A 25812-nucleotide genomic window follows, 5' to 3' on the forward strand; every position below is an offset into this window, starting at 1 on the left:
ACAATAAACTTACACGGAACTACAACCACCCCATCTTCCTTTATCCATTTTTTCCCTTCAAAAACGAACATCCCTCACTATACAGCTCCAAAAAAGACAAATAGCAGTAAATCAAGTAAATACACGAATAAATCGAAATACTGGACTAAAAAATTCAATGAAAATCAGATAAAGTTTAAAAAATAATTGAATTAGGTAATTGTTTCATATGAAAAATAGTCATACTTTAGATCAAAACTTACACGGTTATTACATCCATGAAATAATCAAGACTTCTAAAAATTATTCACTTAGTTAAATAAACTTACATCAATATACGAATGAAAATATTACAGAAACTATTCCTCCTCCTCTTCTTTTTTGCCCTTTCCCATATGGCTGAAGCCCAAACTTTCTTCGGTTATACTATAGGCAATAAATTAAAAGAAGACCTCAACAAAACTACCGAAATCGGAGGATTACCGGCCAAATTGGTAGTGAAGCAGTATCAGGGCAAAATCATTTACATCGGCGCCCATTTTGATGTAACTAATAAGAATGATGCCCGCCTAAAAGATGTGAAAAGAGCCTTTATTGACAAGTTCCACCTCACATTGAAGGATTATGGCCACCGCGAACTTCAAACCATCAAAGGCATTACTTTCGCTATTGATAACAAGCCCGCCAGATTCTCGGTTTCCAACCAGGAAGGGTTTAAGCAGAAAGCCAATGCTGAAAAGAATGCACAAAAGAACAGCATTCAAAATATGATGTAGTAATCCGTAGTTCGTATTTATAAGTGTAGAAAGGAGGCTAAGACCTCCTTTTTTTTATGCAAAAAAAAAGGAGCCGAAGCTCCTGATTAATATTTATTCTTTTTCTTATCCTAAAGTACCCCTTCTAAACTCACCCCCCTCCATACAACATTAAGTTTTGGGGCTTAAGGAACGCTGCTCCTGATTTTTTAATCACCAAAATTGAGGCAAGCCTGCTTGCTTATCATTCATCCGATTTCTTGAAAAGACTTGAAACAGGGAAATTTTCTGTCATTTCCCAGCTTGCGGCAAAACGAAGATTTAAGCAGGCACACTACGGGTTATGAGGTTGCAGCAAACTCCTTCTCCACATCTACCAAGACTTTCAGATCCGGGTATTGCTCCTGCAAAAGGGCTATATAGCCGGGAGATGTTTTCACGATATCAGTAATTTCTCTCTGAATCCCCAGCAATCCGGTTGTTCCTATCGAAGGTATCGACATTGGACGCTTAGCGATCAACCAATACTTCACATTCCCATTCACTTCCACGCGCTCAATGGTCCTCACCGGCAGTTTATTCTTTATAATTTCCAGCTCGGCATCCCAATATCCTTTGGCCACCTCATAATCGAAAAAGTGGTAATCGTCTTTTCCTTTCAGCTCATCACGTTTCACCCCATAATCATTCACTACCGCCTGATTGTACAAATGAAATTTCCCTTCATGATCCTTCAAATACACCTTACCTTCTACCTCATCCAGTATTTTTTCCATCATATCATTCTGCTTACTCAAGCGCTTCATCATCGCCTTCTGAGTCGCCGCTTCCTCTCTTTTCAATCGCTCCATTTCCTCCTGCGTCGCCTGCATCTCTTCCATATTCTGACGAAGCTCCTCTTCACTGGCCTCCAATTCCTGCTTTTGCTTTAAAGATTCCGACAATAATTGCTGCGTGCGCTCGCCGACTTGCTGACTATCAATCATGGCAGCAACATCTTCTCCCAATTTATTGATAAATTCCAATTCATGCGCTTCGAAAATATCAAAAGCAGCAATCTCTAACACCCCCCGAACTTGTTCGTTATACATCAGCGGCAGGATATACACATTCTTGGGCAATGCCTGCCCTAAACCTGAGGTTATGCGATAATAATCCTGCGGAACTTCCTTTAAATATATGGGCATTTTCTCCAAATACGCCTGCCCTACCAAGCCCTCACCAGGACTTACCTGATGGTCAATGAACTTCTTACGATTAAAAGCATAGCAACCTTTCATCGTTAACCTCACCTGCGCTTCCTCATTCTCTTCCACCACATACATCGCCACTTGATTAGCATTCACATATTTGGAGAGTTCTGAAACCAGTTGTTCACAAAAAGCATGAATATTCTTGCTATCAGTCCTCCGGAATAAAGCGGAGAAATCCGCCAACCCTTTACTCACCCATTGCTTTTTGCGCTCTTCCTGAGAAGCTTCCTGCAATTGTCGCCCCATTTTTTGTAAGGCCAACCCTAATTTATCCTCTTGCTCCACTTCCCGCGTTTGGAAATCCAGTCGCCCCAGCGCTTCGGCATGTGCAACCTGCTCATCCAGGTAATTAGAGACCTTGAATAACTGCCGATGAACATAACTGAACTCCCAAGTGGCATATTCACTATTTTTCCAATCTTCCGCCTTTCTGGTGAAATCCCTCAAATCGGCATGTAAGCGCACAAAACCCTCTTTCACTTTCCATAGGATAACAGATAATCCTACCACTAACACTACGCCAAGAATGACCGATAGTAAAATACCTTTGCCAAAAATCAGATTTACGACTAAAGACACCAACAAGAGAATAGCAACTCCCAAGGCCATCACCAAAAAAGACTGTAATGACTTACCACCTTTACTTTCCAGCGGCCCTTTTTCCATTATTGTTTCCATCTCTAAAAAATAAATTAAAAAATACGGTTCTATACTTCCACTTCTAACGAAAATATAAAATTAATTCTTCCTTAGCGTATCGGGATTCAATTAATCCATTATAAAATAAAATTATCCATCCTTGAAAGTCAAATCACGCAAACCTACCTCTGCTCAACATTCAAGAAGCTGGCAAACAAAAACATAAGACAAAAAAAATACCCCGGACCAAAAAAGGTCAGGGGTACCCATAAATATAAAGCGAATATTTTAATCTTCACTGGATTTTTCCTCCGAGGAGCCTCCTATCGGACGACGAGGAGGTAAATCGGTTCTTCTTTCTCTAGGCGGGAGATCATTTCTCCTGGACTGATAACCTCCCTCACGACGCTGATAACCTCCTTCATTAGAACGCTCACGTGGTGGAAAATTTCGACGATTTTCATAACCTCCTTCGCGACGATTATCATAGCCCCCTTCACGGCGGTCATTATTAAAATTACGTTGATAACCTCCCTCACGACGCTCTCCACCGTTGTTGTTATAGGGGCGACGTTCACGGTCTTGATTATATGGACGACGCTGCTGGTAACCTCCTTCGCGACGCTCACCGGAACCCTGCCCATAGCTTCTTTGCTGATAACCACCTTCGCGATTACCATAACTTCTTCTTTCACCAGACTGCTGATAGCCTCCTTCACGGTTTCCATAGCTTCTGCGCTCACCGGATTGCTGACCTCCGTCTCTATCCCTGGATTGGTAATTAGGGCGATAACCACCTCCTTGTGGCCTACCGGAATTCTGGTATCCACCTCGGCCACCACCCTGGCGATATCCACCACCTGGTCTTTGTGGTCGCTGTGGCTTTACTGGTCTTGGCTTTTTCTTGGACTCGGGGAATTCGTCTTGCAGTCGTTTTAATACAGAGTCAATGGTGTCACTCATCTCAATCGGATAGGCAAAAACCTCCATCATTTGCCCGCGCACCTCTCTTTTTATTTTTTCCGGATCACGACCAAAAACCTGACGATACATGCTGATCACCTGCATGCCGGCACGCTGTTGGCCCCACCCCCATTTACCCATACCTAAAGCAAAGGCACGCTGGTCAATGGTAGTGTACTTCTTTTCGTTCTCTGACATCTGTCTATTCGCTTTATTTTATTACTCAATATAATAACATTCGGCAAGTTCTTCCAAGCAGATCACTAAAAAGCACTCATTTACAAGGTAATTCTGCTAACCGCCGAACAAAAAATCCCCCTTCGGTTATATCCAAAAACAACTACCAAAGGACCATAAACAAGAAATTTCAATACCTCCACCTGATGGTTTCAATATTGAAATTTTTAAGAGTGGAGCATATCGGATTCGAACCGATGACCTCTACGCTGCCAGCGTAGCGCTCTAGCCAACTGAGCTAATGCCCCTTGATTAATTTGAGAGCTCAAATGTAGGAAACTTTTTTAGGGAACAAAATAATCCCCCATATTTTTTATAATTTATTACATCCAAAATTATACTACCTCAGCCCGCTCAGCCCCCCAAAAACTATATAACACCCTCACTAACAAATCAAAAGAAAAAATCACAATCATTTCCAAAACATTACCACTTCTCACCCGAGTAAGGATACTTAAATCCTCATTTTTCCACCAGAAGGGAAAAATAGAGGAAATTTTCCTTTTTCAAATTTTTCCAAGAAAGCAGAGGAAGGAGCAGCAAACGCCCTTCACTCAAAGCAGGCGCATAAACTAAACCAGAGAAACCACCTACAATTTACTGAAAATAAAAACCCTCGGCCAGCCTCACTAAATATGGCAGTAGCTAGTTTGTGTAAAGCAAGCTTTAGCAATCCAAAATTAGATTACCCTAGAATTTGTATATCATTATTTTTAAGTAAATCTATAGTATTATAAGATATTCACCCTAAATAGCCGTGAATAGCTTGAAATCTATTCGAATGATATGGTTTATCCTGAATTGCACATGCTTTTATCTGACTTTAGCTCCCAGATGGGGAAAAGGAAAGAAATTTCCCTTTTTCAGGTTTTTTCCAAGACAGCAGGTTAATGAGTGGAAAGCAAGCCTACCATAATTCGCGCTAATGAAAAATTAGCAAAACCAACACTAACGACCTGAAAGAAAACTACTTGAACCAGCCAAACAAATATAAGGGTGAATAATTCGGACTAAATCTAGCGGTGCCAGTACCAACGAAAGGGATCCCACCGTCTAATTGCAAAAGCCCTTTCCTTATTCTGATCAATTCAAAACATGAATTTCATCATCAGATTTTCAACCCGCTCCCTACAGCCATCCACACTATAAGTCAACAACCTTAACAGCAAGCTATAAGTCTTTAAAATCAGGAGGGAGTGATCATCCATATTAATATGACAACTTCTTTATACATTTAGGGAGTAAATACCCCCCAATAACGGAGATAAGATTGCTTTCCATAAACAAGGGAAATTGTTTTAATTCCCGGTTTCAATGACCTATTGCATTTCAATTTTAACTTCTTTTTAAATCCTCCGTTACACCTTCCCTAAATCCTATTACAGAGAGCAGGACAAGCCCTGCTCTCTTTTTTGATCAATTACATCATAAATTCAACAAGCGGGAAACCTTAGCTTTGTCTTCAGATTATAATAATAACCTGCAAGAATCCAGGCATGCCCTAGCTTACGACCAAATGAAATCACTTCCGCTACTTTGTCTATCCTTCCTCTTCCTGGCTGCCTGCAATTCCACCCCTAAGCAGCCAGAACACAGTCTCCTGCTAGGTCAGAGCCAACAGCTCAACGGAACTTTTAAGTTAAATAATCCGGGAGCCCCTACCCTATTGTTCCACTTTTACAGTGAAAATCAACTCGCGCAAATCATGATAACGCCAACGGAAAGGGACACCCTGTATAAAAGGTATAAGATAATTGGGAACAAACTATTTATACAGCATGATATGGAACATATTAACTCGGCGATCAAACAAGAAAGGGAAATGGGCAACGAAATTAATGCCTTATGGGCTGAAAAGTTAACCTCGAAAAATCAGACTTCAGATGTTTATGAAGTCATATCCCTCCAAAATGACTCAATTATTCTTAAAAAAAAGAACCGACCTTACATCTTTTTCAAAACCCACAAATCAGCAAAAAATCAACCCAATCTCTAATAATAATTAATGACTTTCTCAAAGCCCTATAAAACCCTCGCTTGGCTACAAAACGGACAAAATGAAGGAATATCCCAATCTTGGGCCATTTTTTAAGGAAGTAGAAGAATGAAAAGAAAACAAGTCTAGCCCCATTTGGGCAATTAGAAAATCAGCTAAATTAACCTCATTGATCTGCCCACATAGTGAATCACACTACATCTAGCGGGGAATAAATTCGTGCTATATTTGGGTTATTTAAATCGCTGAAACAACCTAATAACAAACCCCTTGCTTGGACATATTGAAGCTGACAGGCCATCATTCGGCTGTTATAAAAGCAGAAAGGTTTTCCCTTTTCTCTTGTGATTTAGGTACATTCCTATTATTTATGTACCACCAAAATAGACCACAAAACTTACATACTATACTTTCACAAGCAGAGCAACCCCTATCCATATTTTGGATAATTGTTTTTTTTGTTCCTTGATAATTATGGGAAAGGTTATTTCACTTCTTAATAAAAGGCTTAGCTGGAAACTTGAGGAAATCAGTGGCATTCCGGTCCCTACTGCCGACATATGGCTCAGACTCATCAACTTTGGCATTGACGCCTTTGTTGTACAGTCTTCTTTATCCCTTTTCAGTTATTTTTACAAACTAGAAACCGGTTGGTTTTTAAACATCACGCTTTTCCTGTTTTATTACATCTTCTTTGAATACCATTTTCAATGGACCCTCGGCAAATTCATTACCGAAACCAGGGTAGTGGATCAACATGGAGACGCTCCTAGCTTGGAAATGATAACCATTAGAAACCTGGCACGATGGATCCCCATTGGCTGGCTTCGAATTTTTCAAAAAGACAATCGCTGTTGGCATGACACCAAAAGCCAAACCTACATTGTTAAGAAAGTAGATGCCCTGAAGCTCAAAGCTCAACATCAAAACAGTATGGAGGATGAATCCTACATTTCCTTCGGTTGGCCCGGCAGTCTGATGATCCTTTTCTTATTTCTTTCCTACGAAATGGATTATTTGGTACGGGCGCATTTCATCCCAAAACCTGAGGCGCCATTGAGTGAAAAAGTTATTCAAAATGACCTACTCATCCAAAATACCCTGATCGGTGACTGGCGATTTGATCAGGAGGGAACACCAATCCTTTTTACCTTTGAAAATGATTCCATTGCCAAACAGCATTCCGAAGCAGGACAGGTGCAGGAATTCAAATATGTGGTCAGAGACGGGAATTTAAAGCTCCGGAACGCGAACCGTCCCGAGACGAAATATCAGGTATTATACCGTTCAGATTCCGTTTTAAAGCTGTATTCCTTTCAAAAGGGCAAAACCATCCGGGCAAGGAAATATTAAAAAAAGCCTCTTGAAGTTTATTATCAGGAGGCTTTTTTCTAATTCAGTCCTTGCCTCCATAATTTAGCAAAGGATGGCTCCATAAGCCGCTGAAGATTAAAAAAACGAAGAAAGCCATCTGCTCTTATATTGCTTACTTTTGTTAGGCAGCCTCCCTGAAGAGATAAATGGACACTTACTTCCTCCCAATAAAAAAACCATGCAATCCGCATTCGTATCGATACTCAATTTTCAATTGATTCAAATCACAAATGCGCTTTACCAAAGCCAAACCTAAGCCCAAAGAATTCTTGGTCTGATTACCGGAAGCAAAACGCTTGAAAATATTCTCCGGGCTCACCTTTGGCGCAGGGCCGGCATTTCGAATACCAAAGCTATTCTCCGTGGTTTCAATTTCGATAATGGTCCCTTTGGAGGCATAGGAAATGGCATTCCGAAAAAGGTTTTTCAGAATAATCTCAAACAGGAACGGGTCCATCATCAGATAATGTGTTTCCGATAAAACTGCGTTTATCTGAAGGTCTTTCAGGCCTGCCAGCTCGGACACACTGTCAATATGGTTTTCAATAAATGGCTTAGTAAATAACTTTTCTGTATTGCGGTATTCGTGGTTTTCAATCTTAGTCAAAAGATTGAGGGTTGATCCCAGACGCGTTAAATGGTTGGTCTCATCAAAGATCGTTTTCACTACCTCGGCCTGCGCTTCCAGTACTCTTTCATCAGCAATCAGTCGTTCGGTTTTATTGCGGATAATAGCCAGAGGCGTCTTAATTTCATGAGACATATTTTCCGTATACTCCTTCAGATTGCGATAATCTTCCTCAATCCGGTCCACCATGGCGATGAATAATTCCTGCATACGGGCAAACTCCTGAGTGGATGTCTTCACCGGCTTGATCTCCGCTTTATCCCCCAGCTTAAAATCCTCCATCTTCCGCATAATGGAATAAAAAGGACGAAAGACCACCCCCGAAAGGAAAATACTGAATATTAGCACAATACCTGCCAGCAAAATAAAGGAAGGTATCAGCGTATTCCGCACATCGGCTTTCAAGCTGGCAAAATCATCAATATTCCGATTCAACACCAGATGATATTGCACACTATCTACCCAAATATTGGTTTCCTTTATCCGGAAAAGATAAATTTCATCAAAATATTTAGAGAACATCAGCGTATCGTAAGTGGCCTCCCGCAAGCCGGATTCCGGCAAACTATCCGCATAAGCCACCCAGGCTCCCCGCACCAGTGCCGGATCCTTCCCCTCTTTCAGGTGCTCAATGATTTGTTTTTCGCGTAATTTAAAGGCATAACTCACATTACCTTCAATATGCTTTTTGGTCTGATTAATCAAATACTGTCCATTGATAAAAAAGGCAATGACCACGAAAAACAAAAAAAGCACCGCAATTTTGGGCATCAGGTGCATGGACCGCTTTTTACTCATCCCTCCGTTAGTTTATAACCCATGCCGTAGACGGATTTGATGGAGTTTTCCCCTCCGGCCGCAGTGATCTTCTTGCGAACGTTTTTGATGTGGTTATAAATGAAATCGAAGTTTTCGGCCTGATCAATATGATCTCCCCAAAGGTGTTCTGCTATCCCTTCCTTGGTCAGGACGCGATTTTTGTTGTACATGAAATACAGAAGCAATTCATACTCCTTGCGAGTAAGGTCCAAAGTTTTCCCGCCCACCTTTACCTCTCCGGCAACGGTATTCACCATCAAATCACCTACCCGTAATTCATTATTGCCCTGGGCATTTTTTCTCCGGATTAAAGATTTGATACGGGCATTCAATTCTGCCTGATGGAAAGGTTTGGTAATATAATCATCTGCGCCCAACTCCAGACCTTTCACCTTATCCTCAACAGTGTCATTGGCCGTTACGATCAGAATACCGGTCTTACTTTCCTTCTCCTTCAATACTCGGATTACATCCAGGCCATTACCATCCGGCAATCCCAAATCCAGAATAATGACCTCATAACTATAAACCCCAATTTTCTCTTTGGCGTCCGCAACAGTGGCAGCCCTTTCAATCAGGTATCCATTTTCCATGAGATGGTCTTGCATGTCTGCAGCCAAAAGGTCATTATCCTCTACAATTAATAACTTCATAAAAATATCTTTATTGAGATTCCTTTTTGGGATATCGGATTTAATTCCAATTCAAAGATTGTTCCGTTGATTCAAAAATCCACCACCAAAGCTCAATTCTAATTCAATTCTCATTTCAGGGATGATCTCAAAACCTTTAGCCGGTGAGGAATTTCTCCCTGCCGAGCCATAAACCTGCAAAATGCTTATCAAATCTGTTTAAAATCTGTAGGCATTCCCCATAAACATAAAGCCTCCAATAAAAGAAAAGAAAGCCCCTAAAACCATCCTCTTCCCCTCTGAATACCAGCCATTTTCAAAAAAAGAAAATTTTCAAATGACGATATGACAAAAAACCACTTTAAAATCAGCTTTACACTATCCGTCATAGCGGCCATAGGTGGCTTTCTTTCCTAAATAAATGAACCCATTCATTTCCATATTTTAGAAATCAAGATAGGAAAACGTATAATAGCGCAGCATCCGGAACAAATTCGAATTACTGGAAGTGGAATTGGATAATTCCTCAACGATAGCGATACTACTCGCTCAAAATAATCGACCATCGCTTCTGCCCTTACCAAATTTTGGTTACGAATTTTAGCGTTTAAACACGTCTTTACAAATACGGCACACTCAGGAACGTAAGCCTTAAACTGGTTTAGTCCTACTTAAATCCTCGTTTTGCTGCAAGGCAGGAAACAGGAAGGAATGTTTCCATTTGGAGTTTTCTACAAGGAAGCAGATGAATGAGGAAAAAGCAAGCTTGCCAAATTTGGGCTATTAAAAAATCAGCCAACCAGCATGTAACGCTATGATAATAATTCAGTTATAGTAAATCACTTAACCTGACTGTGAATAATTTGGGCTAAGCGGATAACTTCAATCCGGTTCTCCTCGCAAAAAAAGCACCGCCATCTTATCATAAGGAATGATAATAAACAAAAAAAACCGAAGTGATGGGTTTCACTTCGGCCTCCAATTTATTGATTGTTGATTATTATATCAGGCATTGCAGCCTTGGGTTTTAGTCTAGCGACAAAATTTTCCGGTTATTGTCTGCTATTGTTTGTTTTGGGTACTGTTGATTTAGGGTTCCGGTTATGGTTTGGTACTGATTTGTTTGATTTAGCTGATGGATTCCATCATGCGTTTCATAAATTCATTCAGGGCTTCCTTTTCAGTCTTCCCCTCCTCGGTTAACTTTTTAACGGCTAAAGCACCTGACATGTTACTAATTAATTCTCCAATGACATCCAGTTCTTCATCTTTTAAATTTTCACTCTCGGTAAGGTGTTCTAAAACCTCCAATGCTTCTAAGACAAAGTCCTAATCATTCTCCTTGATAAAGGAGTGAATGTGCTTAATTATTGGTAATCTCATGGATGAAGGATTGTAAAGATTCTGCTTTATTCGTCTGAATTTGGTTCACCAGGGCGCCATTTCTAAAAGCGGCGAAAGTTGGTAAGTTATTCACATTGGCCAGCTTTCTGGATTCCGGGAATTTTTCCGCATCTACCATCACGAAAGGGGTACCATCATGCTCTCCGGCGAACCTTTTAAATTTTGGCTTCATAATGCGACAGTTACCACACCAACCGGCAGAGAATTGAACAAATACGGTATCATTAGTGGAGACTACTTCAGCTAATTTATCTTCTTTTAATTCTTCAAACATGATCTTTCTAATTAAGGAAATATATAAAAATGGTGAATACACTGGGGAATCTATTGGAGCACCGACTCCCCGGTGGAAAGCTCAGGAGGATTAGTGAGCGGCTAAATATTCTGCTACGCCATCACGGTTAGCAGACATCGCTTCTTTTCCTTCTTCCCAGTTTGCAGGGCAAACTTCACCATGCTGCTGAACGTGCGCATAAGCATCGATCATTCTTAGGAACTCCTGTACATTACGCCCCAACGGCATGTGGTTGATGCCTTCATGGAATACAGTACCTTCCTCATCGATCAGGTAAGTGGCACGGTAGGTCACATTGTCTCCTACTAATAAGTCCACACCTAACTCTTCGTGGTGTACGGTTTCCTGTGCATCCAAAATTCCTAATACAGAAGAAAGATTACGATTACTATCAGCTAAGATATTGTAAGTCACACCTTCAATACCACCTTGATCTTTTGGCGTATTCAACCATGCAAAGTGAACTTCAGCAGTATCTACGGATGCACCGATAACCACGGTATTACGTTTTTCAAACTCTGCTAAAGCTTCCTGAAAAGCATGTAGCTCTGTTGGGCACACAAAGGTGAAATCCTTAGGGTACCAGAACAACAACACTTTTTTATTATTCTTTACTGCTTCCTCCAAAACGTTGATCTGAATGGTCTCACCCATTTCGTTCATAGCGTTAACAGCAATAGAAGGGAATTTTTTACCAGTGAATGACATATCGTATAATTTTTTATTGTTTCTGATTGATTACATGACAAAAGTAGGGGGGATTTTTGTTAGATGAAAACTGATTAATTCTATCATTGCATTAGATAAAATCTATCAGTTAAAATCCACTGATAACCAACAACTTACCACAAGCCAACCCAAAAACGATGAAACGACTCACTTCTTTATTTTCAACAAGTACGTTTTAGCACTACCTCCGCAGCAAGCAAAGGGTGAAAAATAAGGGGTATTCCTCGACGCCCAAACCAAATACTTTAGCGCCGCCTCTTCAAACAAAAAAACCGAAGCGATGGGTTTCGCTTCGGTCTCTAAAAGATGTTTGATTATTCATTTGGGATGGTCATCCCTGGTTTTAGTTTGACGGCAACATTTTTCAGGTATTGCCCGGTATTGTTTGTTTAGGTATTCTGAGGTCAGGTTTGATTTTTGCTCTTGCTTTGTTTGATTAGTTGATGGATCCCATCACGCGTTTCATAAATTCATTCAGGGCTTCCTTCTCACTTTTCCCTTCCTGAACCATATCTCTTACGGCTAATGCACCGGACATATTACTAATTAATTCACCAATGACATCCAGTTCTTCATCCTTCAGGTTTTCACTTTCTGTCAAATGCTCCAGCACTTCCATTGCTTCAATGACAAAGTCCTGATCATTCTCCTTGATAAAGGAGTGAATGTGCTTAATTATTGGTAATCTCATGGATGAAGGATTGTAAAGATTCTGCTTTATTCGTCTGAATTTGGTTCACCAGGGCGCCATTTCTAAAAGCGGCGAAAGTTGGTAAGTTATTCACATTGGCCAGCTTTCTGGATTCCGGGAATTTTTCCGCATCTACCATCACGAAAGGGGTACCATCATGCTCTCCGGCGAACCTTTTAAATTTTGGCTTCATAATGCGGCAGTTACCACACCAACCGGCAGAGAATTGAACAAATACGGTATCATTAGTGGATACTACTTCAGCTAATCTATCTTCTTTTAATTCTTCAAACATGATCTTTCTAATTAAGGGAATATATAAAAATGGTGAATACACAGGGGAATCTATTGGAGCACCGACTCCCCGGTGGAAAGCTCAGGAGGATTAGTGAGCGGCTAAATATTCTGCTACGCCATCACGGTTAGCTGACATCGCTTCTTTTCCTTCTTCCCAGTTTGCAGGGCAAACTTCACCATGCTGCTGAACGTGCGCATAAGCATCGATCATTCTTAGGAACTCCTGTACATTACGCCCCAACGGCATGTGGTTGATGCCTTCATGGAATACAGTACCTTCCTCATCGATCAGGTAAGTGGCACGGTAGGTCACATTGTCTCCTACTAATAATTCCACACCTAACTCTTCGTGGTGTACGGTTTCCTGTGCATCCAAAATTCCTAATACAGAAGAAAGATTACGATTACTATCTGCTAAGATATTGTAAGTCACACCTTCAATACCACCCTGATCTTTTGGCGTATTCAACCAGGCGAAGTGAACTTCAGCGGTATCTACGGATGCTCCGATAACAATGGTATTACGTTTTTCAAACTCCGCTAAAGCTTCCTGAAAAGCATGTAGCTCTGTTGGGCACACAAAGGTGAAATCCTTAGGGTACCAGAACAACAACACTTTCTTATTTTGCTGTACCGCTTCTTCCAAAACGTTGATCTGAATGGTCTCGCCCATTTCGTTCATGGCGTTTACAGCAATAGAAGGGAATTTTTTACCAGTGAATGACATATCGTATAATTTTTTATTGTTTCTGATTGATTACATGACAAAAGTAGGGGGGATTTTCGTTAGATAAAAACTGATTAATTCTATCGTTGTGTTAGATAAAACCTATCGAATTACAACACGCTAACACACAGGAGCTTACGTTTGCTTCTAGGATTTAACTCCGGAAAAATCGCCATTTCTTTCTTCCACATCGCAATCAATACTTCCGATTCTCTTTCTGAAACGAAAGCAAAAACCCTTAGCTCCTCAGAAAAAATAAAGCTAAAAATGAAAGAAATAAAAAAAACCGAAGTGATGATCCTCACTTCGGCCTCTAATCGTTGATTGATGATAACTTCTGAAGGAATCATTTTCCTTCGCTAATGCAGCAGTTATAATTTCCGGTTATAGCCTGCTAGGGTTCGTCGGTTATTGTTACTTTAGGTTTGATTTTTTATCGAATGTTTGATGTTTCGGAGCCGTTTACTGCCCCTTAGTTGATGGATCCCATCACGCGTTTCATAAATTCATTCAGGGCTTCCTTCTCACTTTTCCCTTCCTGAACCATATCTCTCACGGCTAATGCACCGGACATATTACTAATTAATTCACCAATGACATCCAGTTCTTCATCCTTCAGGTTTTCACTTTCTGTCAAATGCTCCAGCACTTCCATTGCTTCAATGACAAAGTCCTGATCATTCTCCTTGATAAAGGAGTGAATGTGCTTAATTATTGGTAATCTCATGGATGAAGGATTGTAAAGATTCTGCTTTATTCGTCTGAATTTGGTTCACCAGGGCGCCATTTCTAAAAGCGGCGAAAGTTGGTAAGTTATTCACATTGGCCAGCTTTCTGGACTCCGGGAATTTTTCCGCATCTACCATCACGAAAGGGGTACCATCATGCTCTCCGGCGAACCTTTTAAATTTTGGCTTCATAATGCGGCAGTTACCACACCAACCGGCAGAGAATTGAACAAATACGGTATCATTAGTGGATACTACTTCAGCTAATCTATCTTCTTTTAATTCTTCAAACATGATCTTTCTAATTAAGGGAATATATAAAAATGGTGAATACACTGGGGAATCTATTTGCGCACCGACTCCCCGGTGGAAAACTTAGGAGGATTAGTGAGCGGCTAAATATTCTGCTACGCCATCACGGTTAGCAGACATCGCTTCTTTTCCTTCTTCCCAGTTTGCAGGGCAAACTTCACCATGCTGCTGAACGTGCGCATAAGCATCGATCATTCTTAGGAACTCCTGTACATTACGCCCCAACGGCATGTGGTTGATGCCTTCATGGAATACAGTACCTTCCTCATCGATCAGGTAAGTGGCACGGTAGGTCACATTGTCTCCTACTAATAATTCCACACCTAACTCTTCGTGGTGTACGGTTTCCTGTGCATCCAAAATTCCTAATACAGAAGAAAGATTACGATTACTATCAGCTAAGATATTGTAAGTCACACCTTCAATACCACCTTGATCTTTTGGCGTATTCAACCAGGCGAAGTGAACTTCAGCGGTATCTACGGATGCTCCGATAACAATGGTATTACGTTTTTCAAACTCCGCTAAAGCTTCCTGAAAAGCATGTAGCTCTGTTGGGCACACAAAGGTGAAATCCTTAGGGTACCAGAACAACAACACTTTTTTATTATTCTTTACTGCTTCCTCCAAAACGTTGATCTGAATGGTCTCGCCCATTTCGTTCATGGCGTTAACAGCAATAGAAGGGAATTTTTTACCAGTGAATGACATATCGTATAATTTTTTATTGTTTCTGATTGATTACATGACAAAAGTAGGGGGGATTTTTGTTAGATGAAAACTGATTAATTCTATCGTTGCATTAGATAAAATCTATAATTAACTTTACCGACTGATTATCAAGAATAAAAGTGAGCAACAGCCGACATTCCCGGCCTGATCTCCCCCCTAAAATATTTTCAATGAACTTTCAACAACTAGAATATATCATTGCCATTGACCAATTGGGCAACTTTGGAAAGGCTGCGGAAAGCTGCCATATTACCCAAGCCACCTTAAGTGCAATGGTCAAAAAGCTGGAAAACGAATTAAACACGGTATTATTTGATCGAAGCCGGCAGCCGGTACAAACCACCGATAGTGGCAAGGCGATCATTAAAGTTGCCAAAAGAATCCTTAAAGACCGCAGAGAGATTGTTGAACTGTGCGATCAGCAATCGGAAGAAGTAAAAGGAAAAATACGACTAGGCATTATTCCGACCATTGCCAGCTCTTTGCTACCCGTCATGCTTCCCCACTTTATGAAAGACTTTCCGGAACTGGAATTGGAGATTCATGAGATTACCACGGAAAACATCATCAAGCAATTGCATGAAGAAAAAATTGACATGGGCATTATGGCCACGCCGGTAGAGGGAGCGGTGCTGGAAGAAAACCTACTCTATTATGAAGCGATGATGGTTTATGGTATAGAGGGCAACAACAAGCAATATATTTCCCCACAAGAAATGCTCAATCAGAAAATCTGGTTATTAGAGGAGGGAAATTGCTTTCGCAATCAAACCATCACCCTTTGTGATTTAAAAGAGAAACCTTTGGAATCTGAAAGCCTTCAGTTTGAAGCCACCTCATTTGATACCTTACTCCATTTAACCGATCAATTTGGCGGCATCACCCTAGTTCCCGAATTATACCATCAACTGATGACTAAAGACCGACAGGTAAAAACCAAACGCTTCGAATCGCCTTTTCCGGTTAGAGAAGTCAGTATGGTTTACCTGCGTCCTTTTTTGAAAAAGCGCGCAATTGATCTGCTTTCGCAACGCATCAGTGACTTAGTACAGCCACAATTAACCACCTCCAACTTCAAGGCATCCGATATGCAGATCATCGGAATATAAACGACCTCCAACGATAAGTCAACAACAGCTGAGCAGTCCATCAATACTCAACTTTCCATGGTTTTCTCCGGTACCCCTCTACTGAGAGACCACCATGGAAACTTCACCGCCTTCCACTATTAGCCCCTCCATAAATTTATTCTCCAAATAATACAAATAAACCCATCTAACAGGACCTTATTTACTATGGGTAATCCATCATTAAACATCCGAATGCAACTTCCAATCTACCGATAAATTATAGCGCTTCTATTACGAGCAAACAATGCCTGCGCTGCAATCTTATTTTAAGCCCCTGATCAAAATTGAATTATTCAATTCTTAATTAAAACATGAAAAAGAAAGTAGTGGATAATTCAGACTTTTGAATAAAATTGAGCTTAAAATCCTCTAAAAACAGCCATATTTGAGCAAATCAAAAGCCATATCAATATTAGCCAAAGCAAGGTAATTTTTAGACACTCTTTACGCTCTCAGTAGTATGACTAAAGCATCAGATCAAAAAGACAAGCTTTTTAACAGTCTTAACTCAACACTTTTACTTTCCATTTTGGAAGAAAATCAAAATCTGCATTATGAAAAACGTAAGCTGATCAAAGAGATTCAATTCCTTAGCCATCAGAATGAACAACTACAAGAATCCATTAAAATAATACAAAAAGAAAAGAAGCAAACCACCGGTAGTAACAGTGTCTAAAATCGCAATCGGAAACCAATGACCAATCCATTGATTTATAAAAACATCTATTATTGTTTTAATTATAAAGGTGTAATAGAAGTTCAAAAAAACGACGAATAAGCATATCAGGTGGTAAATTCCCTCCTTTGCTTATACACAATATAAAGCTGGTCTTAACGGGCATCCCACCAAGTTGAGCGGTCTTTACTTTAGGGTCCCATACTTTCCTCAATAAACTCCACTTCACCACGTCTTTTGTATCGGCTCCACCCTCTGCGCTCCATATTAACCGTGATCACTTGGTTTAGCATAAATTTTAGAGAGTATTATTATGGCTCATAGCTATGTCCTTCCTTCTCAAGATTGAAAGACTTTACAACGAAGTCCGGAACATTATTTAGTCATTGCAATCTATACCCATTAATCAGAAGTGAATTATATAATTTCACTCAAAACAATCTTTTTGTTAATTATAGTTTTCAATATTCTAATTTCAAGCCCATTCCTTTACCTGAAAAGGCCGTATTTCCCTAAAAATACGGTTGATTCATCAACAAAGAAAATCAACCCAATACCCCCTTCCCTCCTTCACTCAGATTAGTTTCACTTGCTTCCAATTTCCAGCTTGAAAATACTCGATGGATATTGTTGATCGAAATGAATACTCAATGATTAAAAACCACCCACAAAATGTTTTTATCATCTTACGATTTAATGACTATTTCGGAAAGTATAAATTACATTTCGAATATGAACTAACTGCAATCGCCTAACAGATAAAACGATTACGAATTGGTAGCATTCCAACAATCATCTTATTTTGCGTATCTTTCCAAGACCGAGGCAATAGTCCTATTTTTTATTCATCTGCTTACGATTCATCAACATGAAAAACTACTTTTTTTTGATCTTATTATGCCTGTGCTTTTCCAGCATGGCGCAGACGCCCGATCAAATTTCCCTTTACCGAACAGACACCAAAGACATCTCCGGAAAGAACACCGTTTCTATCACCAGCTATGAAAAGAATGGAGCACACTATGTCTATGCGGGTGGATTTGAGGACATTGATGTATTCCGGCTTGATGCCCAAGGAAAGCTGACACATATTGAAAAGCAGGAGCAATACAAAAAGAAAGGCCCCGCCCGAGGGATGGTCGCGGATAATATCAAGGGCACTGATTTCTTGTTTGTGGCCAATAAATTGGGGGATGCGATTGAGGTGTATAAAATCCTCGACGACGGCGCATTAGAATCGGTATTTATTATTCACGACACCGAAGAAACACATATCGGTATCGGCATTACCCTGCAGGTGATTCATATGAAAAATGATGCCTACCTTTTCGCCGGAGGACTGGAAGAGACCCCGGGCTTGAGCTGTTTTAAAATCCATACCGATGGCCAACTCAGCCACGTGCAGTCCATGAAAGATACGGAGGAAATCCACACCGATGGTATCATCGGCATGTTCGTGCATCAAATAAAAGGCAAGACTTATTTGTTCACCGGTGGCTTTCAGGACAATGGCATCAGCGGATTTCAGGTATTTGAAAATGGTCATTTCAAACATGTCAACAGCATCAGCGACAATACCACCGACCGCTATCTGACCGGTACCTATCCGGTGACCGGTGCCAGCTTCGGGGATCAGCACTACCTGATCGTCGGACACCGACACCACCAGTATTATAAAAGAAAAGGCTTTATCAAAAACACTGACTTTGTCTATCATGGAGATGCCGTTTCCATTTTTAAGATCAATAAGAAAGGTGAGCTCGCCCCTCACAGCATTTTCAAAGACAATGAAAACACCAAACTCCAAGGACAAACCAGAATTGAAGTCGTTTCGGTCAATCAACAGGAAGCCATTATAGCGGTAGGAACGCGTGATGATGCGGCCATTCAATTATGCCGACTGGATGGACAAGGGCAGCTCAGCGCCATTACTTATTTGGAGACTGGTTTTCCTGTTTACTACGGATTGAATGCCCTGGAAATTGAAGGCACCTCCTTTCTCATTGCAGGTTCATTTGATTTCGGTACCCGAAAAATAGCGGCCTACCGAATAGGCCCTACAACTCCTGAAATGCAAGGCAGCTCCTTGAAACAGATTATCCACTTAAAGTTCAAAAAAGAGGCGGACCCCAATCGTATTCAGGAAGCCTTGGCCGAATTTGCCCATCAGCAGGAAGCCATCCCGCAAATCAGGGAATTGCAATGGGGAAAAAACAGTAGCACAGAAGGTTTGGACAAGGGCTTTGAATACTGCTTTTCGCTTTCCTTTGAAGATGTGCATGCCCGGGAAATCTACCAATTCCACAAGGTTCATCTCGCTGCAATGCGGAAAATATCCCCTTTATTAGAAGATCAGTTAGTAATGGATTATTGGGTGCAGGGTAAAATCCAATAATGCTGATGAGCACTAAAAAACACGGCCTTCCTTTCTTTAACCCGGATAATTCATGCTTTAATCCTCGTTTAGCTCTAAGGCGGAAAAAATGAGGGAATTTTTCCTATTTCGTTTTTTTTCCAACGAAACAAATGAATGAGGAGAAAGCAAGCTTGCCCAAATTTGGGCTATTATAATTCAATGAAAATAAGTTTTAAGGAATTTAAAATAAACCACTTACGATTGATTGACAAATATAGCGGTGAATAATTCGGCTTAAAATCAGAAGACAAAGAACTTGTTCTATATGTTGAATAAGGGAGCTACCTCCATCCAAAATGATTGATCAGCCCGTTTGATTTGCCTCTAATTTTATCTTGTCCTGCCGAAATGGCCATATGCTCTTAGTTCCCCTTCTACATATACTTGGAATATTACAAAACCATGCAAAGGCATTGGGCTCAAAAGATCACTCCACCTTATATTCTGAAAAACAAAAAAGAGGCCGTCTCAAAAGTAAAACCCAGGCTCGAAGAATCGCATATTTGAAAACGCTCCTGTGGGAGGGTACTTGCATTTTTGACAAAAAAAGAGGCTATCTCAAATTATGAGACAGCCTCTTTTTCATTTAGTAAATCCCCCTGACAGAAAAAAGGAAGTATCCAATCAGGCGATTTCTACCTTTTCTGCTTTGGACTGCGTCAAAGACTTAGCTCCCACGGCAACCTTTAAAATACCATTTTTAAGCTTGGCCTTCACCTTTTCGGAATCTGCATTTTCCGGCAAAGCAAAACGCTGCTGAAAGGCTGCATAAGAAGCATGATGTACTTGCCACACGCCCTCATTCTTTTGGGAAGCGATTCGCTTCATTGCCTTTACCACTAAATCATTCCCTTCTACCAACACCTCAATTTCGTCTCGCTTCAAATCTCCAACAGCCAATTCAATCTTAAATGCTGCCGGCACCAAAGCCTCCCGTACCCGGTTTGTGAATAAGGGTACCTCACGGTTCAAGGCACTTAGATCAATATCAGAAGTCCAAAAATCACGAACAGATTTTCCCACAACCTTCAGGAAACCTTTTATTTTTTCAAGCCATTTCATGGATACCTCCTTTCTTTAAGGGAACACCCCTCTACTTCATTTTACGAAATTTCAATTCGCTTCGCTTCAGGATTTTCGCCTTTATTTTTTTTGGGAAGCATTATTTTCAAAATACCATCTACATAATTAGCCTGAACCTCTTCCGCCAACACATTAGGATCTAATCGGAAGGTTCTGGTAAAGGAATGATAAGAATATTCCTTCCGGTGCACTTTTTCATTTTCCTCCTGCTTTTCTTCCTTTTCGGCGTGAACAGTTAACAGACCATTCTCCAATTTAAGGTTAAAATCCTCCTTGTCTAATCCCGGAGCAGCAAACTCCAGATGATAGGCCTCATCGGTTTCTTTAATGTTGACCTGAGGCATTTGCTGAGTGTTTGCTGGGAAACGCCCAAAGAAATCATTTTGGAAGAAATCATCCATCCAATTTCCAAAAATGGATGGGAAAGCGGTTTGATTTGATTTTACAAGTGTCATCTTTCCATTGATTTAGGTGAAACCATCCATACACTAAAAAATGATCAAATCCCGTTCCGTTTCGGTTTTCAGACGAAATGACTCAGAAATCCACCACACCTCCAAAAAACACAGACTATTTGACACATTACCAGTGACTTAACATCAAAAACAAGAAAAAACGACATCTTTTAATGTGTCAAAATTTCAGCTGATTCGCCTGCCATTTACCCTCTCTTTCTATTCTTCCTAATCCCGGATTATTCACCAACCCATAACGACGCTACAATTCAATTCATTACTGGTGATTTCTTCAGTTTTTAATTCCCCAAATTTGGGCAAATTGCCGTCTCCTCATTCACTTGCTTCCTAAGAAAAGCTTGGAGCGGGGAACTAATCCTTCATTTTTCCTGCCTGGCAGCTAAACGGGGATTTAAGCAGGAATATTCTGGCTTAATTTTAAATACCCTATAAAGCCATATAAAAAAAACCGACTTTTGGTCGGTTTTTCTTTTAGATCGAGAATGATGCAGAACATCATCATATAAATTCAAATTACTGGAAACCAAACAGGCTAATGCCAATAAAAGCAACCTAAATCTCGGCTGTAATAGTCAAATTTTCATAAGGATTCCAGCTTTTATACACGGACTTATTCTGCGGAGAACGCTTCGATCTCATTTCTCAAATTCATTTCCGGATTTTTTGGATCATCTCCATAGTCATTCGGTCCTTTATCCCCCTCCTTACACAATAGGTATAAGTTATAAAATGGAACAAATATAAATGCGCCACTTTTTCCTACATCATGCATTCTACGAAAGCCAACCGCAAAGGTAGGCACTAAAACTAATAGCCCGTAAACCAAGCTCAGGCCTGTTTCTAGGTTCAAAACCGCCACATCAAAAACATTAAGTAGGATTCTAATGACCATATTAATCAGGAAAAACATCCAATATTCCTGTCGCCTTGCACGTCCCTCAAAAACCGCATACTTTTTAAGTACCTCTAAATACCAATTCATCCACAATAAATTTAAATAAAAACAAGTTTAAATATAAAAAATAAATTAAATATTACTAGACCTTCAAGGTGAAATAATTGTACCTTACTCATGGAAAGGCTTCATGCTAATGACAAAAAGTAATGTGGCTCCAATTTGCCCCCCTGTTTTCACAATGAAAATCGCTATGGATGCATCTGCATTCTAATATTTTTGACTCATTAAAACATTAAACAGAAATCAAGATGAAGATTTTAGCAATTGGTAAAAATTACGTTAACAAAGCGGAAGAGAAACAAGCGGTTAAAACAGGTAAGCAGGTCATTTTCTCTAAACCCTCCTCAAGTTTAGTGAAAGAAAATCAGGATGTTGTGTTCCCGGCATTTACGCAAGACTTACGCTATGAAGTGGAGTTGGTCATCAAAATAGGAAAAAGTGGAAAAGATATTTCTTTAGATGATGCTCCTGCTCATATTGAAGCTTTAGCGGTGGGCATTGACTATACTGCCAAAGACATTCTAGATGATTGCCGTGCAGGAAAAGGCCCTTGGGATTTGGCCAAGGGATTTGATGGTGCAGCCCCGATCTCTTCCTTTAAGCCTATTGCCAATTTCCCGGACTTGAATGATATTAACTTCAGTCTGAAAATCAACGGAGAGGAAAAGCAAACCGGCAACACCGCGTTGATGATTTACAATATGGCGGAAATTATCGCTTATACTTCTCGTTTTATGACCCTGGAAGAAGGCGATATCATTTTCACCGGAACTCCGGCCTCTGGCGCCGGACAGATTCACCAAGGCGACCAACTACAAGCCTATGTGGAGGGGGAACTTTGGCTGGATTTTAAAATGGTATAAATAATTCCATGAACAGGCTACCCGATCAAGAAGAACAAGGATGAGCGGGTAGCCCGTTTTCCTACAAAAGTCAAAGCACTTGAACCCAAATGAGGCATACTCAAATCCTTGTTTAACTGCAAGTGGCGAAAAATGAAGGAATTTTCCCTATTTCCAGTGTTTTCCAACGAAACAGATGAATGAGGAGAAAGCAGGCTTATCCAAATCTGAGTAAATAAAGCCTACAAAAACGACTCAACAAGCTAAAAATAACCAGATTAAAGAAAACCAATCCCTATAGCGGCACTTCATTTGGGTTAAAATTCTTCGCAATTCACTTGGCCGGCTCCCCTCACTTCCATAATCGTTTTTCCATAAGCTTTCTTGAATGCTTTGGACAAATGAATACTATCCGTAAAATTCAGCTGCCAGGCCATCTCCTTTACGCATTAGTCCGTATGAATGGCATTCATCTGCACGATTCTCAACTTCGCCCGCATGGTATTTTCTGCCAAAGTTAGGCCTGTATGCTTTTTAAAATATTCGGAAAAATAGGTTTTCGAAATCCCGAAAAGATCCGCGATCAAGGTTAATTTCAACTGGTCATTATCGTGAAGGTGACCATTAATATACCGCAATATTTCCCAAAATTTTTCCTCTCGGTCATTCGCTGAATCTACATATTTTTTCTCAATACTCCGGGCCATCACATTCAAAACCGAGGCCAGTGCTCCGGATATAATCGCATCAGAAAAACCATCATTTTCATTGGCCTCCTGGTAGATAGACTTAATATTCTGAATAATAAATTCGCGTTCCCATACTGTTGGGATAATATCTCCCGGCACCTATTATAATTCGCTTCAATATAGGCGATTCGGTCAAACCACGCTTTGTAATCTGGCAGTACACCTTCCTTTAAAAAATAATGATCGGTGAACCAGACAAAGTAAAAACAATTGGGCTCCATTACCTTAAAAAAATGGTAATCCCTCGGGGGCAATAAAAATACATTCCCTTCCCGATAATCAAACTCACGCTCATTGATACATTGCCGCCCTCTTCCCCTTGCTACCTACACAATTTCAAAAAATTATGCTGATGAGATCTTTTCTCTCAGCTGCTGAGTTCCTCCCTGTGGATTTCAAATAACTACCCTGTTGATTCTCTAAGCATGGCATTTTTATTGGCTTATCCCCTGTAATTTAAGCAAAAGGAGTAAAAATCATCCGGATTACAAAGGGGCATTCTGGTAATCGATGGCATCTTTCCTTTCCTATTCCCATCAAACCTTTTTTCATTCCGCAGGACTGACTAGGAGTTCACTAAACTTTGTGATCAACAATACACTGATAAAATGATCAATTAAAAATTAACTATTGTAGTGCGAATCCGAGTAAAAGGGGTCAAAGAGCATTTATAAAAGAAGAGTTATTAAAATTAATTGAGGTGACCAGAGCTGAAAAAGCTTGTATCAATTACGACCTCCATCAGGACAATGAAAATCCGGATTTATTCCTCTTTTTTGAAAACCGGGAAAATAGGGAGCTATGTCAGACGCAAATGCAAAACGAACATCTTATAAGATATATGGAAGTTACTGAAGGTGCCGTGGAAGAGTTTGTTTTGCATGAAATGATGCACATAGCACAGACAAAATCTTTACTTTAATAGGATACTCAAATCCCAAATCCTTTTAGGGCAAACGCATCAGGAGATGATGGATATAAGGTAGTTATGATCCATTGAAGCCTTGTATCTCCTCTTTTTCTTACTGAGTTTATCATCCATTCTAGAAATTCTCTGCAGTGCGATTTTTCGGAGGATATTTAAGTTTTCAGCGGAATGATCCTTTCTGGCTCTACAAGCATCCTCATTAAATGTCACATCCAAATGCCAGTGCAGTTGATTCTCTATGCTCCAATGTCCTCTTGCCAATAAATTGTAGTATTTTGGATCTGAAATTTCTTCAGAACTCATGTAGAATCTAACCTGCTTACTTTCCTTCCCTTTAACATTTCGATTACTCTCAATCTTAACAATAGTTTTTAGCCCTTCCCAACCAGTTAATTGCTCCTCTTCCGGCAAAGATGCCATTGAAATTATAGTGCATTTACGTTCTTCTTTTCTTCCATGCCCTTCTTCAATCATTAAGTCAAATTTGCTAGGATTGTGGAAGCGGAATGCATCTTCAACAATCTGATAACTGTTCCTCTGGTTTTTTTTAAGCGAAAGAAAGTATTGAGCATCACAATCTTGTGTTATTTTTTGAGCAATCTCCCTTTGACACCCTATCGCATCAATACTCACCGTAGCGCCGGCCAATTCTATGCTATCAAGTAATTCAGGAATGGCTGTAATTTCGTTGCTTTTATTTTTAACCTTTTGTTGGCCTATGCAAATATTATTTTCACCAACCCAAGCACTTAATATGTATAAACCTTTATTCCCTTTTTGATTTGGAGAAACTCCCCTTAATTTTTTCCCATCTAAAATCACCTGCTTTTCATTTACAACGTCCAGTAATTGTTGCCCATCTTCTTTGAGACTATTCAGCAATGAGTCTGGTCGTAATCTTTGTAGAACTCGATTAAAGGTATCATGAGAGGGGATACCATTCGATAAATCAAGGCACTCGGCTAGCCATTCATAATTTTGCTCTCCGAAAATTACCATATCTTCAAAATCTTCGCCATTACAAATCATTGTTGCTAAGGCGATAAAAAGGATATTTTCTAATGGATGAAGACATCTCCACTCTTGGCGAGGGTCTTCTACTCCTGAAAAAATAGTCGTGGGTGTATTCATAGGGCAAAAATAAACCAATTTCTCAATAGTTTTTAACTTGATGCGTTTGCCCTAAAATCCTTTTGGCTATGTTTAATTATTCGGCATTGGATATTTCCTCATCAAGGAAGGCTGGCTTCCTACCGATTTTCCTCCTTCTAAAAAATTAGTGACTAAATATGGAGAAAAGCAGGTATCAGGGACAGCAGTCACGAACAAATTGATGGAAATTCTGAAGATATGGGCTTATGAAT

General features: G+C 40.1%; 26 protein-coding genes, 1 tRNA gene and 1 pseudogene. 7 read left to right on the top strand and 21 right to left on the bottom strand.

Annotation, left to right across the window (positions count from 1 at the left end):
* Nucleotides 1-320: 320 nt before the first annotated feature.
* Entirely contained in the window at nt 321-755 is a 435-nt protein-coding gene (locus AAA970_RS11600; protein WP_157601016.1) for a hypothetical protein, read from the top strand.
* 320 nt (nt 756-1075) lie between these two features.
* On the opposite strand, the gene AAA970_RS11605 is transcribed toward AAA970_RS11600, so the two are convergent.
* From AAA970_RS11605 to AAA970_RS11615, 3 genes are all read right to left on the bottom strand, one after another.
* Nucleotides 1076-2665, bottom strand: coding sequence for a GAF domain-containing protein (locus AAA970_RS11605; RefSeq protein WP_338237238.1), 1590 nt, complete (start codon nt 2663-2665; stop codon nt 1076-1078).
* Nucleotides 2666-2914: 249 nt separating this feature from the next.
* Nucleotides 2915-3787, bottom strand: coding sequence for a hypothetical protein (locus AAA970_RS11610; RefSeq protein WP_338237239.1), 873 nt, complete (start codon nt 3785-3787; stop codon nt 2915-2917).
* Nucleotides 3788-4000: 213 nt separating this feature from the next.
* A tRNA-Ala gene (locus AAA970_RS11615) sits at nt 4001-4074 on the bottom strand.
* A gap of 2222 nt (nt 4075-6296) precedes the next feature.
* Between AAA970_RS11615 and AAA970_RS11620 the strand changes: the two genes are divergently transcribed.
* Entirely contained in the window at nt 6297-7175 is an 879-nt protein-coding gene (locus tag AAA970_RS11620) for an RDD family protein (protein WP_338237240.1), read from the top strand.
* Nucleotides 7176-7350: 175 nt separating this feature from the next.
* On the opposite strand, the gene AAA970_RS11625 is transcribed toward AAA970_RS11620, so the two are convergent.
* From AAA970_RS11625 to AAA970_RS11680, 12 genes are all read right to left on the bottom strand, one after another.
* Nucleotides 7351-8622 carry a sensor histidine kinase gene (locus AAA970_RS11625; protein ID WP_338237241.1) on the bottom strand — a complete coding sequence of 424 codons (1272 nt, stop codon included), beginning with the start codon at nt 8620-8622 and terminating at the stop codon, nt 7351-7353.
* The gene (locus AAA970_RS11630; protein WP_053405779.1) at nt 8619-9296 is read right to left on the bottom strand and encodes a response regulator transcription factor; all 678 of its coding nucleotides are present in this window, start codon (nt 9294-9296) and stop codon (nt 8619-8621) included. The genes AAA970_RS11625 and AAA970_RS11630 overlap by 4 nt, the downstream gene beginning before the upstream one ends.
* Nucleotides 9297-10403: 1107 nt before the next feature.
* Nucleotides 10404-10586: a DUF6952 family protein gene (locus AAA970_RS11635; RefSeq protein WP_338237243.1), complete on the bottom strand. Its 183-nt coding sequence runs from the start codon at nt 10584-10586 to the stop codon at nt 10404-10406.
* 52 nt (nt 10587-10638) lie between these two features.
* Nucleotides 10639-10953, bottom strand: coding sequence for a thioredoxin family protein (locus AAA970_RS11640; protein WP_338237244.1), 315 nt, complete (start codon nt 10951-10953; stop codon nt 10639-10641).
* Nucleotides 10954-11043: 90 nt separating this feature from the next.
* Nucleotides 11044-11682, bottom strand: a complete 639-nt coding sequence (locus tag AAA970_RS11645) for a peroxiredoxin (protein ID WP_053405781.1) — start codon at nt 11680-11682, stop codon at nt 11044-11046.
* A 457-nt stretch (nt 11683-12139) separates the two neighbouring features.
* The gene (locus AAA970_RS11650) at nt 12140-12394 is read right to left on the bottom strand and encodes a DUF6952 family protein (RefSeq protein ID WP_053405786.1); all 255 of its coding nucleotides are present in this window, start codon (nt 12392-12394) and stop codon (nt 12140-12142) included.
* Nucleotides 12375-12689 carry a thioredoxin family protein gene (locus AAA970_RS11655; RefSeq protein WP_338237245.1) on the bottom strand — a complete coding sequence of 105 codons (315 nt, stop codon included), beginning with the start codon at nt 12687-12689 and terminating at the stop codon, nt 12375-12377. The genes AAA970_RS11650 and AAA970_RS11655 overlap by 20 nt, the downstream gene beginning before the upstream one ends.
* A 90-nt stretch (nt 12690-12779) precedes the next feature.
* Nucleotides 12780-13418 carry a peroxiredoxin gene (locus tag AAA970_RS11660; protein WP_338237246.1) on the bottom strand — a complete coding sequence of 213 codons (639 nt, stop codon included), beginning with the start codon at nt 13416-13418 and terminating at the stop codon, nt 12780-12782.
* 110 nt (nt 13419-13528) lie between these two features.
* Nucleotides 13529-13768 carry a hypothetical protein gene (locus tag AAA970_RS11665; protein ID WP_338237247.1) on the bottom strand — a complete coding sequence of 80 codons (240 nt, stop codon included), beginning with the start codon at nt 13766-13768 and terminating at the stop codon, nt 13529-13531.
* A gap of 122 nt (nt 13769-13890) precedes the next feature.
* Nucleotides 13891-14145, bottom strand: coding sequence for a DUF6952 family protein (locus AAA970_RS11670; protein WP_053405786.1), 255 nt, complete (start codon nt 14143-14145; stop codon nt 13891-13893).
* Nucleotides 14126-14440, bottom strand: a complete 315-nt coding sequence (locus tag AAA970_RS11675) for a thioredoxin family protein (RefSeq protein WP_338237245.1) — start codon at nt 14438-14440, stop codon at nt 14126-14128. The genes AAA970_RS11670 and AAA970_RS11675 overlap by 20 nt, the downstream gene beginning before the upstream one ends.
* 90 nt (nt 14441-14530) lie before the next feature.
* The gene (locus tag AAA970_RS11680) at nt 14531-15169 is read right to left on the bottom strand and encodes a peroxiredoxin (protein ID WP_338237248.1); all 639 of its coding nucleotides are present in this window, start codon (nt 15167-15169) and stop codon (nt 14531-14533) included.
* A 191-nt stretch (nt 15170-15360) separates the two neighbouring features.
* Here AAA970_RS11680 and AAA970_RS11685 point away from each other — a divergent pair, with 191 nt between their 5' ends.
* The 3 genes from AAA970_RS11685 to AAA970_RS11695 all read left to right on the top strand — a co-directional run bounded on the left by AAA970_RS11685 (nt 15361) and on the right by AAA970_RS11695 (nt 19391).
* Nucleotides 15361-16299, top strand: a complete 939-nt coding sequence (locus AAA970_RS11685) for a hydrogen peroxide-inducible genes activator (RefSeq protein ID WP_053405789.1) — start codon at nt 15361-15363, stop codon at nt 16297-16299.
* A 481-nt stretch (nt 16300-16780) separates the two neighbouring features.
* Nucleotides 16781-16996: a hypothetical protein gene (locus tag AAA970_RS11690; protein WP_053405790.1), complete on the top strand. Its 216-nt coding sequence runs from the start codon at nt 16781-16783 to the stop codon at nt 16994-16996.
* An 868-nt stretch (nt 16997-17864) separates the two neighbouring features.
* Complete coding sequence (locus tag AAA970_RS11695; protein WP_338237249.1) at nt 17865-19391, top strand: Dabb family protein; 1527 nt, start codon at nt 17865-17867, stop codon at nt 19389-19391.
* A gap of 645 nt (nt 19392-20036) precedes the next feature.
* On the opposite strand, the gene AAA970_RS11700 is transcribed toward AAA970_RS11695, so the two are convergent.
* The 3 genes from AAA970_RS11700 to AAA970_RS11710 all read right to left on the bottom strand — a co-directional run bounded on the left by AAA970_RS11700 (nt 20037) and on the right by AAA970_RS11710 (nt 21953).
* Nucleotides 20037-20474, bottom strand: a complete 438-nt coding sequence (locus AAA970_RS11700; protein ID WP_338237250.1) for an Hsp20 family protein — start codon at nt 20472-20474, stop codon at nt 20037-20039.
* 41 nt (nt 20475-20515) lie between these two features.
* A complete protein-coding gene (locus AAA970_RS11705) occupies nt 20516-20950 on the bottom strand; it encodes an Hsp20/alpha crystallin family protein (protein WP_338237251.1) in 435 nt (144 codons plus the stop codon).
* Between the two features lie 631 nt (nt 20951-21581).
* Complete coding sequence (locus tag AAA970_RS11710) at nt 21582-21953, bottom strand: DUF805 domain-containing protein (RefSeq protein ID WP_338237252.1); 372 nt, start codon at nt 21951-21953, stop codon at nt 21582-21584.
* Between the two features lie 224 nt (nt 21954-22177).
* Between AAA970_RS11710 and AAA970_RS11715 the strand changes: the two genes are divergently transcribed.
* Nucleotides 22178-22792 (top strand): fumarylacetoacetate hydrolase family protein, encoded by a 615-nt coding sequence (locus AAA970_RS11715; protein WP_053405796.1) that lies wholly within the window; start codon nt 22178-22180, stop codon nt 22790-22792.
* A 428-nt stretch (nt 22793-23220) separates the two neighbouring features.
* Here AAA970_RS11715 and AAA970_RS11720 read toward each other — a convergent pair whose 3' ends face one another.
* Together AAA970_RS11720 and AAA970_RS27820 are read right to left on the bottom strand one after the other, a co-directional pair.
* Complete coding sequence (locus AAA970_RS11720; protein WP_338237253.1) at nt 23221-23619, bottom strand: helix-turn-helix domain-containing protein; 399 nt, start codon at nt 23617-23619, stop codon at nt 23221-23223.
* Between the two features lie 149 nt (nt 23620-23768).
* A pseudogene (locus tag AAA970_RS27820) lies at nt 23769-23819 on the bottom strand (hypothetical protein); the annotation flags it as partial.
* 323 nt (nt 23820-24142) lie between these two features.
* Here AAA970_RS27820 and AAA970_RS11725 point away from each other — a divergent pair.
* Entirely contained in the window at nt 24143-24442 is a 300-nt protein-coding gene (locus AAA970_RS11725; RefSeq protein ID WP_338237720.1) for a putative quinol monooxygenase, read from the top strand.
* 39 nt (nt 24443-24481) lie between these two features.
* Here AAA970_RS11725 and AAA970_RS11730 read toward each other — a convergent pair whose 3' ends face one another.
* Entirely contained in the window at nt 24482-25579 is a 1098-nt protein-coding gene (locus tag AAA970_RS11730) for an ISAs1 family transposase (protein ID WP_053404476.1), read from the bottom strand.
* Nucleotides 25580-25812 lie beyond the last annotated feature (233 nt).

This window comes from Persicobacter diffluens (genome assembly GCF_036244895.1).
GTDB lineage: Bacteria > Bacteroidota > Bacteroidia > Cytophagales > Cyclobacteriaceae > Persicobacter > Persicobacter diffluens.